At 39.9% G+C, this 14,049-nt stretch carries 14 protein-coding genes; 12 read left to right on the top strand and 2 right to left on the bottom strand.

Annotated elements, in window-relative coordinates; all coding sequences use genetic code 11:
• The first annotated feature begins 214 nt into the window (after positions 1–214).
• Together JYB65_RS02425 and JYB65_RS02430 are read left to right on the top strand one after the other, a co-directional pair.
• Positions 215–841 carry a hypothetical protein gene (locus JYB65_RS02425; RefSeq protein ID WP_206581028.1) on the top strand — a complete coding sequence of 209 codons (627 nt, stop codon included), beginning with the start codon at positions 215–217 and terminating at the stop codon, positions 839–841.
• Positions 842–1,132: 291 nt separating this feature from the next.
• Positions 1,133–2,113: a helix-turn-helix domain-containing protein gene (locus tag JYB65_RS02430; protein WP_206581752.1), complete on the top strand. Its 981-nt coding sequence runs from the start codon at positions 1,133–1,135 to the stop codon at positions 2,111–2,113.
• A gap of 253 nt (positions 2,114–2,366) precedes the next feature.
• Here the strand turns inward: JYB65_RS02430 and JYB65_RS02435 are convergent, their stop codons facing one another.
• Positions 2,367–2,813: an FMN-binding protein gene (locus tag JYB65_RS02435; RefSeq protein ID WP_206581029.1), complete on the bottom strand. Its 447-nt coding sequence runs from the start codon at positions 2,811–2,813 to the stop codon at positions 2,367–2,369.
• Positions 2,806–4,779 carry a methyl-accepting chemotaxis protein gene (locus JYB65_RS02440; RefSeq protein ID WP_206581030.1) on the bottom strand — a complete coding sequence of 658 codons (1,974 nt, stop codon included), beginning with the start codon at positions 4,777–4,779 and terminating at the stop codon, positions 2,806–2,808. Before JYB65_RS02440 ends, JYB65_RS02435 begins: the two co-directional genes overlap by 8 nt.
• Positions 4,780–5,043: 264 nt before the next feature.
• Here JYB65_RS02440 and JYB65_RS02445 point away from each other — a divergent pair, with 264 nt between their 5' ends.
• From JYB65_RS02445 to JYB65_RS02490, 10 genes are all read left to right on the top strand, one after another.
• Positions 5,044–5,451 carry an RrF2 family transcriptional regulator gene (locus JYB65_RS02445; RefSeq protein ID WP_206581031.1) on the top strand — a complete coding sequence of 136 codons (408 nt, stop codon included), beginning with the start codon at positions 5,044–5,046 and terminating at the stop codon, positions 5,449–5,451.
• A gap of 322 nt (positions 5,452–5,773) precedes the next feature.
• The gene (locus JYB65_RS02450; RefSeq protein ID WP_206581032.1) at positions 5,774–5,995 is read left to right on the top strand and encodes a hypothetical protein; all 222 of its coding nucleotides are present in this window, start codon (positions 5,774–5,776) and stop codon (positions 5,993–5,995) included.
• A gap of 136 nt (positions 5,996–6,131) precedes the next feature.
• Positions 6,132–6,500 carry an ArsR/SmtB family transcription factor gene (locus JYB65_RS02455; RefSeq protein WP_206581033.1) on the top strand — a complete coding sequence of 123 codons (369 nt, stop codon included), beginning with the start codon at positions 6,132–6,134 and terminating at the stop codon, positions 6,498–6,500.
• A 114-nt stretch (positions 6,501–6,614) separates the two neighbouring features.
• Positions 6,615–8,963, top strand: coding sequence for a heavy metal translocating P-type ATPase (locus JYB65_RS02460; RefSeq protein WP_206581034.1), 2,349 nt, complete (start codon positions 6,615–6,617; stop codon positions 8,961–8,963).
• A gap of 126 nt (positions 8,964–9,089) precedes the next feature.
• Positions 9,090–9,545, top strand: a complete 456-nt coding sequence (locus JYB65_RS02465; RefSeq protein ID WP_206581035.1) for an acyl-CoA thioesterase — start codon at positions 9,090–9,092, stop codon at positions 9,543–9,545.
• A gap of 100 nt (positions 9,546–9,645) precedes the next feature.
• Positions 9,646–10,095 (top strand): RrF2 family transcriptional regulator, encoded by a 450-nt coding sequence (locus JYB65_RS02470; RefSeq protein ID WP_206581036.1) that lies wholly within the window; start codon positions 9,646–9,648, stop codon positions 10,093–10,095.
• 159 nt (positions 10,096–10,254) lie between these two features.
• A complete protein-coding gene (locus JYB65_RS02475; RefSeq protein ID WP_206581037.1) occupies positions 10,255–10,701 on the top strand; it encodes an RrF2 family transcriptional regulator in 447 nt (148 codons plus the stop codon).
• An 85-nt stretch (positions 10,702–10,786) separates the two neighbouring features.
• Positions 10,787–11,608, top strand: coding sequence for an ATP-dependent sacrificial sulfur transferase LarE (larE, locus tag JYB65_RS02480; protein ID WP_206581038.1), 822 nt, complete (start codon positions 10,787–10,789; stop codon positions 11,606–11,608).
• Positions 11,577–12,797, top strand: a complete 1,221-nt coding sequence (locus JYB65_RS02485; RefSeq protein WP_206581039.1) for a trans-sulfuration enzyme family protein — start codon at positions 11,577–11,579, stop codon at positions 12,795–12,797. Before larE ends, JYB65_RS02485 begins: the two co-directional genes overlap by 32 nt.
• A gap of 5 nt (positions 12,798–12,802) precedes the next feature.
• Positions 12,803–13,936, top strand: coding sequence for a trans-sulfuration enzyme family protein (locus JYB65_RS02490; RefSeq protein ID WP_206581040.1), 1,134 nt, complete (start codon positions 12,803–12,805; stop codon positions 13,934–13,936).
• The last annotated feature ends 113 nt before the right edge of the window (positions 13,937–14,049 follow it).

Below are 14,049 nucleotides of genomic sequence, written 5' to 3' on the forward strand. Positions count from 1 at the left end.
ACCATAAAAAGCAATTTGTAATGTATTTTAGTAGAGTTTTTTTGTATATATTACTACATAATATTATATAAATTTATGGATACAGTGAAAAAAGGCTTGCAATGTTGGCGGAGTACCAAAAAAACTCCTGCTTCAACGCGATCGCTGAGAGCCTATGGCTCTTAGAAAAAGACTTTAGAAGACAGAGCTTCATTTTAAATGAGAGGTAATGAGTATGAATTATGATGAATTATTAGAATTACTGGACATTGAAAATCCTGATGAATTTCAGTATTTTGAGCACTTTGCTGACTTGATGGAATGTGATCAACCCGTCTCCTATGATGCACTATTTAAATTGATATCTCAAGTAGATAAAGTCACTTTGTCTGAATTGATGGAAAGTTATTTTGACGAAATTGCCGATGCCCTGCCAGATGATGGAACGGAAGCATACACGCTTTTAAAAAGCGTAGGTTTATCGCTTAGAGGTTTGCTGAAACCGATAGAGGATGACGATGAATACGGACATAAACAGCTGGTTACGTTTGTGGAAGAACTGGAACGGTTCAGAAACTGGTATACGATTGATAGTAACATCAAGTGCACCAGAAAAAAAGACGGCATCACGAAAGAAGCAACTTTCCTAGAGGCAGTTGTATTGGCTAGAATAGAAAAGCTGAATGAAGAAGAGTATTCTTATGGCTTTGATGACGGCTTAGATTATCAATTGGACGAATATATGATGTCTTTTGGAGATATCATAGAAGATGATGAAGAAGGCTATATTGAAGAAGAACTATATGAAGATGCCGAAGAGGAATATATGCGCGGGATGGAGGAGGATGAATACGAGTATTAAATAAATCCTGATTTCAGATACTTAGAAAGTAAACACACCTATGATTTTATATGTCGTAGGTGTGTTTTTGTAGTTTTTCTTTCATGAAACGAGACAGGAATAAACGGATAAAATGCTGAAAAGGATTTTACTGAAATTGACAAAAAATCAGAAGGATGATAGTATAAATTATATTGTTAGCAATAACTAACTTAAATGGAAGGGTATTGACTGAACGGATAGATCGAAACAGTATAGCAGAGGGAAGTAAATGCGAAGGCTGAGTATCAGGAGGATACAATGGGGGTACTGATGAGCATTTTATCAAAAGAGAAAGAATTGTACGGCTCAGAAGTTAAAATGGTGTCTCAAGCAGATGATTGTGTAGTTTATGAAATGGTAGGGGAGAGCGGCGGCGGTATCATGACCAGCTATCAGGTGTTTCCCGGAGTAGAATTGATTTACAATGACTTTCACATGGGGGAATGCTTTCAAAATAAGCGCCCATGCAGCAATATCATGGAAATCAATCATTGCAAGCAGGGACGATTTGAATGCGATTTTAATGATGGTTCCTGCGTTTATTTGGAAGAAGGAGATCTTTCGGTGAATATGCTGGGAAACAGAACAAAGAATTCTTGTTTCCCTTTGGAACGTTACCATGGTGTTTCCGTGGTCATTGAATTGGAGGAAGCTTCAGAGTCTATTTCGTCCATATGGAGTGATATATCCATTGATCTGTATACGTTGCGTGAGAAGCTCTGTCCGAACAACCGGTGTTTTATCATGCGGGCGAAAGATTCGGTAGAGCATATTTTTTCAGAACTTTATACGGTTCCGGATAAAATCAAACAGGGGTATTTTAAACTGAAAGTATTGGAATTATTGTTGTTTCTCAGTGTCGCTGATACCTCTGACTGTTTGGGACCGAGAAAATATTTTCATAAAAATCAGGTAGAATTGATAAAAACCATGAAAGGACAGATGATAAAAGATTTTGATTATCATTACACGCTGGATGAATTGTCGTCTCTTTTCAATATTCCTCTTACGACGATGAAGCTCTGTTTTAAAGGAGTGTACGGAACATCTATTTATGCGTATATGCGTTCTTATCGAATGCAAATCGCATCCGATTACCTGCGTCAAAGCTCGGAAAGTATTTCGGACATAGCAGGAAGGGTCGGATATGCGAACGCAAGCAAGTTCGCATCTGCCTTTAAAAAAGAAATGGGATTAACCCCTTTAGAATACCGAAAAAATAAATGCTTTGAGATGAAAAATGACGATTAATGCAGAGGGCAAGCTAACCAGGGGGTACTTAAATCATACGGCGACAGGAACAGTAGAAAAACCTCTTTTGATAGACTCATTATTTTTGATTCTACCATAAGAGGTTTTTTGATTCTCATTTTTCAGTTGTCCTGTTTCCGGGTCGCAGTCTATAACATCGCCCCGGAGGGTTTTAACTGCTGAAAGATTCTCCGCTCAAGAATGGCGAAGGCCGTATCATCAAGCAAGTGATTTATGGCAAAGAATCACTTGGTTAGTTTTCCACCTGCACAATGCCAAGGGAGGTATCCCCGGATTTCGCCTTTTCTAATAGGAGAGCAATAATTCTCTCAAAATTACCGCCTGAATGTGTTGCGCCTGATACAGCATCAATGTTCTCCGCCGACTGAGTTTTTAATAAAGATGCTGCATAAGCCCGGGTATACGCATTCGGATAGGTTCCTTTTATGCTGTTCATTTGGCGCATATAGTCCATATCCCAGGCTTTTATATATCCGCTGCTGTTTCTCGCATTAAATTCAACTGTTACGATATTATCATTGCTGACGCAAATTGTTACAAATTCCTTCCAATCATGTTCATAGTCCGACATCTCCGCAGTATAATATCCATCAATCAGTGTATTCTGCGCAGATTGGCAAGCCGAAGTGCTTACACAGAGGAAGCATACAAATACAACAAATAACCATTTCTTAATCATTTAAATACCTCACATTCACGTCTTCGCGAAGCTTAAATCTTGACGACATTTCATATAAATTCTCTGCTTTATGCGCCATTTCCTGACTTTGCTCTGCTAAAGCGCTGCTTGATTCCAAGTTATCTTGAGCGAATTGGGAAATTGAATTAATGTCTTTAGCGACCTTGCCCAATGCTTCATGCGTACCCTGTGCAGAATAGGCGAGAGAATCTGCAATATTGGATATATTCTGGGATATATCCGTGACTTGCTCTATAATTTCGGACGTTTTCAACGCGTAATCGGCTCCTGCGTTGATGGACTTTTGCGTCTGTTCAATCATTGACGCAGTTTGTTTTGCCGACTCTGCGCTCTGCGATGCCAGCCGTCTCACTTCGTTTGCGACAATAGCAAAACCCGACCCTGACGAGCCGGCTCTGACCGCTTCTACCGCTGCATTCAAAGCCAATACATTCGTTTGGAAGGCGATGTCTTCCATCAGCTTTGTGATGGATGTGATGTCATTGGCATTGATACGGATGTCTTCCATTGCCATAAGCGTATTGTTCATCTGTTCCTTACCGCTATGGAGCTGCTCAGACGCAGTTTGCATGAGGTTTTGGGTTTCTGCTGCATTTTGATCAATCGCCGCAGCACCTCTTGAAATGGCTTCGGTTTCCTCTTCCAGACGGCGGATTGCATCAAACTGGTTTTCGGTCGCATTTTTTACCATCATCGCATTATCCGCTACTTTACGTGTAGAATGTGAAAGATCGCTTGATGTCTGCTTAAGATAAGACAAAATATTATTCAGGTATGTGATTATGTTGTTCAGGGCATCCTTCATCACGATGAAGTCGCCGCTGAAATTCCCATCAACCAATATATCGGCATTCCCATTTGAAAGCTGTTCAAGAGCGTGAGTTAATTTGTACACATATCCATTGATATCCGATATGGTATTTTTCAATGAAATGGAAAGCGTTTCGGTTTCATCCTGAGTATGTAAAATATCAACGCTGCTGGATAAATCGCCGTCAGCAAGTTTTTTAATTCTGGCCGTTACATTTCCCAGTGATTTCGATATTCTCCCAGAAAAACGTATCGTTATTAGTAACGAAGTGGCAAGTAATACCAGCAATATGAGGGCATTTATTTCTATTGCCGAAATAGCCGTTGCCATAAATTCAGATTTGGGAACCGTAATAACAAGCGACCAGTTGGCGCCGTTAACCGGTGAATAGGCTACAACAGTGTCCGTGTTATTGATATGGACGGCTTTTGACCCTGTGAGCCCTTCCTTAATCTGTTGCATCAAAGTCATCATTTGCTCATCATTATGGAAAAGATCAGAGACCTGCTGCGTTACAATGGCGGTGTTCGAATGTGCCACAACCAGACCATCTCTGTTGACGATCAAAGCACTGTAGTTATGACCGATCTGTATATTGCTGATGATATCATTAAGTACATCATATTTATAGCTTCCTACGAGATAATAAATAATGCTTTCACCAGATACTATTGGTTTGCCAACATTGATCTCGAGCCCATTGTCTGAAGCCTCCGGATCATCAATAACGATGTTTTGAGTATCGTTCATCAAGCGATACATTTTTCTGTCAGAAATCATACTTGGACTATTTTTGCTGCCGGAAATGAGGGCGCCGTCATTGTTATATATAGCCAGCCAAGTAAATTCTATTCCAGATGCCGCATTATCAAGAACTCCCTGTATTTCAGTTTTAGTTGCTTCCGTATTTTTAAATATTTCATTCTGAGAAATGAGGGCAATCCTATCAGACATGAGATGCAGATTGCTTTCAACACTTTTTGAAGCAGTTTTTGCGAATGGAGCCAGTGTTTGTTTCATCGAGTCATCGATGAGCAAATTGGCTGTTATACTTAGGACGATCGATGTGACGATGGCCAAGATGACTGTTATTATCGTCGTATTTAGTATGATTTTTTTTCTAATACCTCTCAAGATTACTTCCTTTCCTAACAATAGCTGCGATAATTTATATTTATAAAATTCCGTATTGTATTTGTACTATATATTTGTACCATATAATGTAGAGATTAAACTCCATATTCTTATTTATTTTACATAATCTATCCAATTTTTGCAACTTTCTCAACGAAAGCCTAGTATTGCTGCTATCTAATATAGATGCCGGGGTATTCTTTTTTAACATACTTGACCTGAAAGGTACAGTATGTTAAACTCTTATCAAAAGGAGGATTACCCATGCTATTTACGAGAGAATGCGATTATGCGATCCGGATTTTACGGGCTTTATCAGGCAGCGAAATTGTAAATGTACAGGATATCTCCAAAAGAGAAAATATCAGCATCCAAATGGCCTATAAATTGACAAGGAAGCTTGAGAAATCAGGCATTATAAAAAGCTATCGAGGTGTCAATGGGGGTTACGCCCTGAAGGTTTCTTTGAAAGATTTGACGTTATTTGAACTGTTTACGGCATTGGAACAAAATTTTTTTATGACCGAATGTACGAACCATTCTTCTGTTGTATGCAGCCAAAACACTGCGGAGAAACCTTGTATGGTGCATAAAGAATTTTGCAGGCTGCAGGAAATCATGTATAATGAAATGAAGAGAAGATCCCTTTTAGATATTATTAACGGCACCTGAAGCAATAGGTAACAAACTTTTTCATAGATTCACGATGGCTTTAAGGAGTAAGACTTTTTTATTTGTCCATATACTATACTAATAATGTATAGTATTCGAGGATGAAGTATATGAATCAATGTTCCGACGGTATTCAGCTGTAAAAGAATATTCATGGAGGCTAGCCCAAATGAAGGCAGCATTTATTTTAGACGTCTAAAGAATTTAATGGAATTCTAATGGATACGCCTCACCAAATAAATGGTATTGCATATTATAAATAATAACAAAGATGTTTATAGCATCACTAGAATTAGTTTACTTATAATATGGAGGGTTATTTATGGGCGACGACAGAGATTTTTGTGAAAAAGATTGTTTTAGAAATCCAAGAGACAGATGTGATAACAGATGTGTTGATAGCTGCTGTGTAGATGATTGCTGCAATGACGGCGGCGGCTCGGGACATATCATTTTAATCTTGGTAGTATTGTACTTATTATTCTGCAACAACAACGGAAAAGGTGGTTGCGGCGGAGGAGGACTCTTCGGAGGACTGTTTTAATGGTAAAGCCCCCAATTTGGGGGCTTTTCTACTGCAAATAAAAATTTGGCCGTTCATTTTACTTGACAAATAGAAAACGGAGGATTACAATACAGTTGAATAATGATTCAATCGTTCAACTAAGGAGGATTATAAGATGTGTGCATGCAATAATGATATTGATAGATGTGACTGTAACACCATTCATGAAGAAATTGTAAATGATGTACGGCAACATATGCCTGATGAAGATATTCTTCTTGATTTAGCCGATATATTTAAGGTATTCAGTGATTCTACACGGGTAAAAATTCTTTATGCATTGTTTCGGGCAGAAATGTGTGTCTGCGATATTGCCGTCCTTTTAAATATGACAAAATCTTCCATATCTCATCAGCTCCGTACGCTCAAACAAGCGAAGCTGGTAAACTCCCGCAGAGATGGAAAGGTAGTCTATTATTCTTTGGCTGACGAACATGTTAAAACTATTTTTGATCAAGGTTTAATTCATGTATGTGAAAAATAAAATAACACTTATAAAAAATGATAGCTTCAAAATGTGTCATTTTTTTTAAATATACAGTTGAATGAATAAGCAATCGTTCAACTGTATGTAATAATAAAAAAGGAGATAGAAATTATGGTTACCGAAAAAAAACAATATATATTGGAAGGACTCTGCTGCGGTAACTGTGCCGCCAAAATCGAACGGGATGTCAATAAGCTTCAGGGCGTATCTTCTGCCACTGTCGATTTTGTATCCAAAACCCTCACTATGGAAATTGCGGAACCTGCTGCGGCAAACAGCCTTATTGCACAGACGGATGCCATCATAAAACGGCATGATTCACAAGTGTTTATGAGAGAAAAAGAGCTCATGCAGCCCGGTCAAAAAACGCTGTATCTGCTAGGCCTGTGCTGCGGAGACTGTGCACAAAAAATCGAAGCACAAGTCAATCGTATAGAAGGTGTCAAAGCTGCAACGTTAGATTTTGTCTCACAAAAGCTTACTATTGAGGCGGTAGACAGGGAAAAACTGCCTTCCATTATTCGTCAGGCTTCTCAGATTGCACTGGATATTGAGCCAGATATAAAAATTTCCTATACGGATCAAAAACCGGAGGACGATGGAGCTGCTCGTTTAAAGAAATATGCTTATCGCTTCTGCCTCTGTGTCGGTGCGGCATTATTTGCGGCAGGTATAGCTTTTCATTTTCCACAACCGATTGATTTCATCGTGTTTCTGATCAGCTATCTTCTCGTCGGTGGCGAAGTGGTGTTTCGGGCGCTGAAAAACATCTCAAAGGGTCAGGTATTTGATGAGAATTTCCTGATGAGTGTAGCGACGATCGGTGCCTTTGCCATTGGTGAATATCCGGAAGGTGTAGCCGTTATGCTCTTTTATCAAGTTGGTGAAGCATTTCAACGGTTGGCTGTTAACCGATCCCGTCAATCCATCTCCGAGCTCATGGATATTCGACCTGATTTTGCAAATCTAAAGGTTGGCAATGAGGTGCGTAAAGTCACTCCGGAGGAGGTTGGCATTGGGGACCTTATTCTTGTAAAGCCCGGTGAGAAAGTCCCGTTGGATGGCGTTATTGAAGAAGGTTTCTCTGCTTTGGATACGTCAGCTCTTACAGGAGAATCTCTTCCTCGTGACGTAGAGCCCGGCAGTGAAGTATTATCGGGTTCTATCAACAAAAACGGGGTATTGATTGTTAAAGTGACCAAAGAGTTTAGTGAATCCACCATTTCCAGAATTCTGGATCTGGTTCAAAATGCCAGCAGTAAAAAGGCTCCGACGGAGAATTTTATAACGAAATTTGCAAGGTATTATACCCCTATCATTACTTTTGCCGCAGTGGCTCTGGCTGTTATTCCTCCGCTCATCATTCCGGAAGCTGATTTTAACGACTGGATATATCGAGCACTTGCATTTTTGGTTGTGTCCTGCCCTTGCGCATTGGTTATTTCCATTCCGCTTAGTTTTTTCGGCGGTATCGGAGGAGCATCCAAAAACGGAATATTAGTCAAGGGAAGCAATTATCTGGAGGCACTCAATACTATTGATACTATTGTATTTGATAAAACCGGTACGCTGACAAAGGGTATTTTTAAAGTGACCAAAGTCGAAAGTGTGAACGGCTGGTCGAAGGAAGAATTGTTGGCTTACGCCGCCCATGCGGAAAGCTTTTCGAACCATCCGATAGCTCTTTCCATACAAAAAGAGTATCATCAGAAAATTGATCCGCAAAGGCTCACCGAGCAAAAGGAGATCCCGGGACAGGGAATCTTCGTAAAGATCGACGGCAAACCTGTGTTGGCCGGAAACGGGAAGTTGATGGAAACAGAGCATATTACATGGAAGCCTGTCGATGCGTTGGGGAGCATTATCTATCTGGCTATTGACGGAATATATGCAGGTTATATCGTGATTTCTGACGAATTGAAGCCGGACAGTAAAAAGGCTATTCAGGAGTTGAAAGAACTTGGCGTGAACCACACGGCGATGCTTACCGGAGACAGCAGAATGGTCGGAGAAGCTATTGCTCTTGAAATCGGACTGGATGCCGTGTATACCGAGTTGCTGCCTCATCAAAAGGTAGAACAATTAGAGCAAATAGAAAAGAATAAAAAGTCTAAAGGAAAGCTGGTATTTGTCGGAGATGGCATTAATGATGCACCTGTTTTGGCGAGGGCTGATATCGGAATTGCGATGGGAGCTTTAGGCTCTGACGCAGCGATTGAAGCGGCGGATGTGGTTTTAATGACCGATGAACCTTCCAAAATTGTATCCGCGATTAAGATTGCCCGAAAAACAAGGGCGATCGTATGGCAGAACATCCTCTTTGCAATGGGTGTTAAAGTGGTAATTCTGATCCTTGCTGCATGCGGTATTGCCACCATGTGGGAAGCTGTTTTCGGCGATGTCGGCGTTACAGTACTTGCGATATTAAATGCAATGAGAGCGATGAAAACAATCCAGTAAAGCATGCGTATAATAAGGTTTTGACATTATAAGGGCAGTACTTTATACTAAAAGAAATAAAACTGTTTAAAATTTGAAAATGAATTTTGTGTATTATCAAAGCGTATGTGATAGGAGAACCAGGAAATGAATAACAATCAGATAATTATGAGCCAGGTAATGCTTCCCCACCAAGCGAACGTAGCAGGAAATGTACATGGTGGCGAAATTATGAAATTTATGGACACCGCTGCGGGAGCAGTTGCGATCAGATATTCAAAGTGCAATTGTGTAACGGCAAGAGTGGATGAATTAGAATTTCATTTGCCTATCTTTGTGGGAGCATTGGTAACTTGCACAGCAAAGGTAGTATACGTTGGTCGAACTTCTATGGAGATATTTGTAAATGTTGAAGTGGAAGATTTAGAATCCAATAATGGACCGCAAAGAGCATTATCCGCTTATTTTACGATGGTTGCTATGGGAAGAAACGGCAGACCGCAGGTTGTTCCGCCTTATACGCCTGAAACAGAAGACGAAATGAAAGAATATGAAGCAGCAAAAGTTAGAATAGAACAGTATAAAATAAGAAAAAAAAGGTAAAATAACAGATAATCCCCCATGAAAGGGGGGTTTTTTATATTGAAGTAAACTGATAAAAATGATACGATATTGATAACACTAGGATAGCGGGAGGAAAACGATGAAAATATCCACTAAAGGACGATACGGACTTCAAGCTTTGTTAGATTTAGCAATATATGGCGAAAATGATTATATTAGCTTAAAAAGCGTGGCAGAAAGACAAGGCATGTCAGACAACTACTTAGAACAATTATTTGCGGCATTAAAGAAAAATGGGCTTGTGGAAAGCACCCGAGGTGCTCAGGGAGGCTATCGCTTATCCAAAGATGCAAGTGAAATTACCGTAAGACAGGTACTCAATGCATTGGAAGGACCTTTGGCTTTGGTGGATTGTATCATAGAGGGTAATCAACATGAATGTGACCGGTTTGAATGCTGTGTAACAAGAGTGTTATGGCAGAAAATAATGGACGAACTGAATGAAGTAACCGATGCCATTTCTTTGGCGGATTTAGTGGAGTGTCATAAACAGGCCCGTTTAACTGCCAGTTTAGAATATTATATTTAGGGTAAAATTTATAAATTACAGATTTGCGATTTTCCGGCACCAGTTCATCCAATTACTATCCACTTGATAGGCCAATAAATAGATTGACAACAGAAAAATAATATAATATACTAAACTTATAGGAATTATAAACATATTAGGGGAAAAGAGGGTCGATGAATGAAAGTATCTACAAAAGGACGATATGGATTAAGGGCAATGGTTGATTTAGCAATTCATTCAACCAATGGCCATGTAGCATTATATTGTATTGCGGAAAGACAAAATATATCGGTAAACTATTTGGAACAAGTATTTTCTACGTTGAGGAAAGCAGGTCTTGTAAAGAGTGTAAAAGGGGCACAAGGCGGGTATACGTTAGCAGACATTCCTTCCAATATCACAATCGGGAAAATATTGAGATCGTTAGAAGGAAATTTATCCGTAGTAGACGAAAATGAAATCGATGCTTCAGAAGATCAAAGTGTAAGATACTGTATCAAAGTGAATGTATGGGATAAAATGACAGATAGTCTGAATTATTTAGTAGACTCCATCACGTTGGAAGACTTAGTGAATGAATATAAGAAAATGTCAGGGACCTTAGCTACTATGTATTATATATAAAACATTATATATAATCGCTTTAATTTAAAACCAACTAAGAATATATGTTTTATATATGACAGGAATATATAAGGATGAAGAGCAGATGGATATGTATGAAAAATTAGAATCATTAAAAAGCAATATTCGTTCTCTCGAAAGTGTGGCTGTTGCTTTTTCAGGCGGAGTAGATTCCTCCTTTTTATTGAAGGTTGCTTACGATGTCCTTGGGGAGAACGTAGTCGCAGTGACTGCCCGTTCTTCCACTTATCCGGAAAGAGAATATAGAGAAGCAGTCGAATTTGCGGAGAGCTATGGAATCAGGCATCAAGTAATTGTGTCCGAAGAACTGGAAGTGGAAGGTTTTTCAGACAATCCGATCAATCGATGCTATTTATGTAAAAATGAACTTTTTACAAAGATTAAGGACATCGCACAGAAAGCGAATTTAAAAAATGTAATAGAGGGTTCCAACTATGATGATCTTGCAGATTTTCGTCCCGGACTGGCAGCTGTTTCAGAACTGGGCATTGCAAGTCCATTGAGGGAAGCTTTACTTACGAAAGAAGAAATTCGAGTATTATCAAAAGAAATGGGACTCAAAACGTGGGACAAGCCTTCCTTTGCCTGCCTATCCTCCCGATTTCCCTATGGAGAAAAAATCACTGTAGAGAGGCTGAGGATGATTGATCAGGCGGAACAGTTTTTGCTTGATTTAGGGTTTAAACAAGTTCGGGTACGCTATCATGGTGATATTGCCAGAATTGAAATCCATGAAAAAGAGTTTGCAAAATTGTTAAATCCGGAAATAACACAAATCATTTATACACAATTTCAACAAATAGGCTTTCTTTATGCTGCATTGGATTTAAAAGGCTATCGAACCGGCAGTATGAATGAAGGTCTTCATAATAAACCTGGCATCTAAAAAAGATGCCGAATCAATAAAGGAGTGTGACGATACGAATGGGGATGTTAAAATTCTAAATGTAAAGACAAAGGTAGTGCATGGCTATAAGGGTTACGATGCACAGACGGGAGCCATCAGCTTTCCGATTTATCAAAGTGCGACTTTTCGTCATCCGGGTTTGAATGAAAGTACCGGTTACGATTATTCCAGACTGCAGAATCCAACCCGAGAAGAGTTGGAAAAAACAGTGGCAAGTCTGGAACATGCAACGCATGGATTCGCTTTTTCAAGCGGAATGGCCGCTATTACGACAGTGATTAAACTGTTTTCTCCGGGTGACCATATCATTGTATCAGATGATTTATATGGAGGAACCTACCGTATTTTTGAGGAAATTTACAAGAAATTCGGCATTGAATTTAATTTTGTGGATACCAGTAATACGGAAGAAGTGGTGAGAAATTTCAAACCAAATACCGCAGCGGTGTTTATTGAAACGCCATCTAATCCAATGATGAAGATTTCAGATATCGAGGCGATCTGTGAATATGCGAAGTCAAAAGGAGCATTGACTATTGTCGATAACACGTTTCTGACTCCATATTTTCAAACACCGATTGATTTGGGAGCAGATATTGTCATCCACAGCGGCACGAAATATTTAGGCGGGCATAATGATACACTGGCCGGCGTGCTGTTATTAAATGATGATGCGTTGGCAGAACAGATTCAGTTGATTCAAAAATCAGAGGGTGCCGTATTAGCTCCTTTTGACAGTTGGCTGATACTTCGAGGAATTAAAACTCTTGCGATCAGAATGGAAAAGCAGCAAGAAAACGCCTTGAAAATAGCGGAGTGGCTGAAAACACATCCGAAGGTTGAAAAGGTATATTACGCCGGACTTCCTGAAAGCGAAGGGTATGAAATATCTAAAAAACAAGCAACAGGTTTTGGAGCAATGATTTCATTTTCTATCTATGACGTAGAATTAGTAGAAAAGATTCTCCAAAGAGTCAACGTGATTATATTTGCTGAAAGTTTGGGCGGAGTGGAGAGTCTTATCACGTATCCGATGGTTCAAACCCATGCCGCTATTCCGCCAGAAATCCGAGAAAGAATCGGAGTAGACGAACGGCTTCTTCGATTATCGGTGGGAATAGAAGACAGCGATGATATTATAAACGATTTAGAACAGGCATTGAGGTGATTAAAATGAAATTTGGTTCAAAATTATTGCATAATGGAAATGAAATGGATAAGCAGACAGGAGCTTTAAGTATTCCGATTTATCAAGTATCTACCTTTCATCAGGAGGATATTGAAAACGGTCAGGAGTATGATTATTCCAGGTCAGGCAATCCCACTAGAAAAGCCTTAGAGAATACGATTGCGAAGCTGGAGAACGGCGACAGAGGGTTTGCGCTTGGTTCCGGTATGGCCGCTATATCCATGGTTCTTTCTCTTTTTTCAGCGAACGATCATGTTATCATCTGCGAGGATGTATATGGCGGAACATATCGAATCGCTTCCAAGCACTATAATCGTTTGGGATTGGAGATCAGCTTTGTCAATGCGACCGATTTAGATGAAATCAAGAGAACGATCAAGCCCAATACGAAAGGGCTGTTTGTAGAGACTCCTTCAAATCCGCTGATGAAAATTACGGACTTAAGGGCTTGTGTGGAAATTGCAAAGGAGCATCACCTGCTCACGATTATTGACAATACCTTTATGTCGCCTTATTTACAGCGGCCTTTAGATTTGGGTTTTGATATTGTGGTACATAGTGCAACTAAGTTTATCGGCGGTCACAGTGATGTGGTAGCAGGTCTGATCGTCGTAAAAGGGGAAGAACTGGCCAGAAAGACGTATGCCATTCAAAATAGCTTCGGTGCCGTTTTGGGACCGCAGGATTCATGGTTATTGCTGCGTGGTTTGAAGACTTTAAAAGTGAGATTGGATTATCAGCAGAAGAATGCACAAATAATGGCCGAATGGCTGGCAAACCATGAAAAAGTGGAAGCCGTCTATTATCCGGGGCTGGAATCTCATAAAGGAAGAGAGACTCATTTTAATCAGGCAGATGGCGCAGGTGCTGTTCTGTCCTTTAAAACGGTGGACACGGAAACAGCGACTCGATTTATGAAAAAAGTTCGTATGGCAGCGGTAGCAGTGAGCCTTGGCGGGGTGGAAACGATCGTATCCTATCCGGTCAAGATGTCTCATGCCGGTATGCCGAAAGAGGAACGTGACCGTCTGGGTATCTCGGATAATCTAATTCGGGTATCCTTGGGACTGGAAGACATTGAAGACTTGATTGAAGACTTTGATCGGTCATTAGAGTAATTTAAACGGGAGAGCAATCTCCCGTTTTTTTATTCAATAGGAAATATCGTTTCCTATTGAATAAAAAAAGAAAGTGCGGAGTGGCGTAGCCACTTTTTCATAGAAGGGGGGAA

Origin of the sequence: Clostridium aminobutyricum, from assembly GCF_017255415.1 — a bacterium.
Lineage (GTDB): Bacteria > Bacillota > Clostridia > Peptostreptococcales > Anaerovoracaceae > Aminipila > Aminipila aminobutyrica.

Excerpts from the sequence above, each read along its gene's own strand:
- JYB65_RS02425 (WP_206581028.1), top strand. The coding sequence starts at position 215 with ATGAATTATGATGAATTATTAGAATTACTGGACATTGAAAATCCTGAT.
- JYB65_RS02430 (WP_206581752.1), top strand. The coding sequence starts at position 1,133 with ATGAGCATTTTATCAAAAGAGAAAGAATTGTACGGCTCAGAAGTTAAA.
- JYB65_RS02435 (WP_206581029.1), bottom strand. The coding sequence starts at position 2,813 with ATGATTAAGAAATGGTTATTTGTTGTATTTGTATGCTTCCTCTGTGTA.
- JYB65_RS02445 (WP_206581031.1), top strand. The coding sequence starts at position 5,044 with ATGCTATTTACGAGAGAATGCGATTATGCGATCCGGATTTTACGGGCT.
- JYB65_RS02450 (WP_206581032.1), top strand. The coding sequence starts at position 5,774 with ATGGGCGACGACAGAGATTTTTGTGAAAAAGATTGTTTTAGAAATCCA.
- JYB65_RS02455 (WP_206581033.1), top strand. The coding sequence starts at position 6,132 with ATGTGTGCATGCAATAATGATATTGATAGATGTGACTGTAACACCATT.
- JYB65_RS02460 (WP_206581034.1), top strand. The coding sequence starts at position 6,615 with ATGGTTACCGAAAAAAAACAATATATATTGGAAGGACTCTGCTGCGGT.
- JYB65_RS02465 (WP_206581035.1), top strand. The coding sequence starts at position 9,090 with ATGAATAACAATCAGATAATTATGAGCCAGGTAATGCTTCCCCACCAA.
- JYB65_RS02470 (WP_206581036.1), top strand. The coding sequence starts at position 9,646 with ATGAAAATATCCACTAAAGGACGATACGGACTTCAAGCTTTGTTAGAT.
- JYB65_RS02475 (WP_206581037.1), top strand. The coding sequence starts at position 10,255 with ATGAAAGTATCTACAAAAGGACGATATGGATTAAGGGCAATGGTTGAT.
- larE (WP_206581038.1), top strand. The coding sequence starts at position 10,787 with ATGGATATGTATGAAAAATTAGAATCATTAAAAAGCAATATTCGTTCT.
- JYB65_RS02485 (WP_206581039.1), top strand. The coding sequence starts at position 11,577 with ATGAAGGTCTTCATAATAAACCTGGCATCTAAAAAAGATGCCGAATCA.
- JYB65_RS02490 (WP_206581040.1), top strand. The coding sequence starts at position 12,803 with ATGAAATTTGGTTCAAAATTATTGCATAATGGAAATGAAATGGATAAG.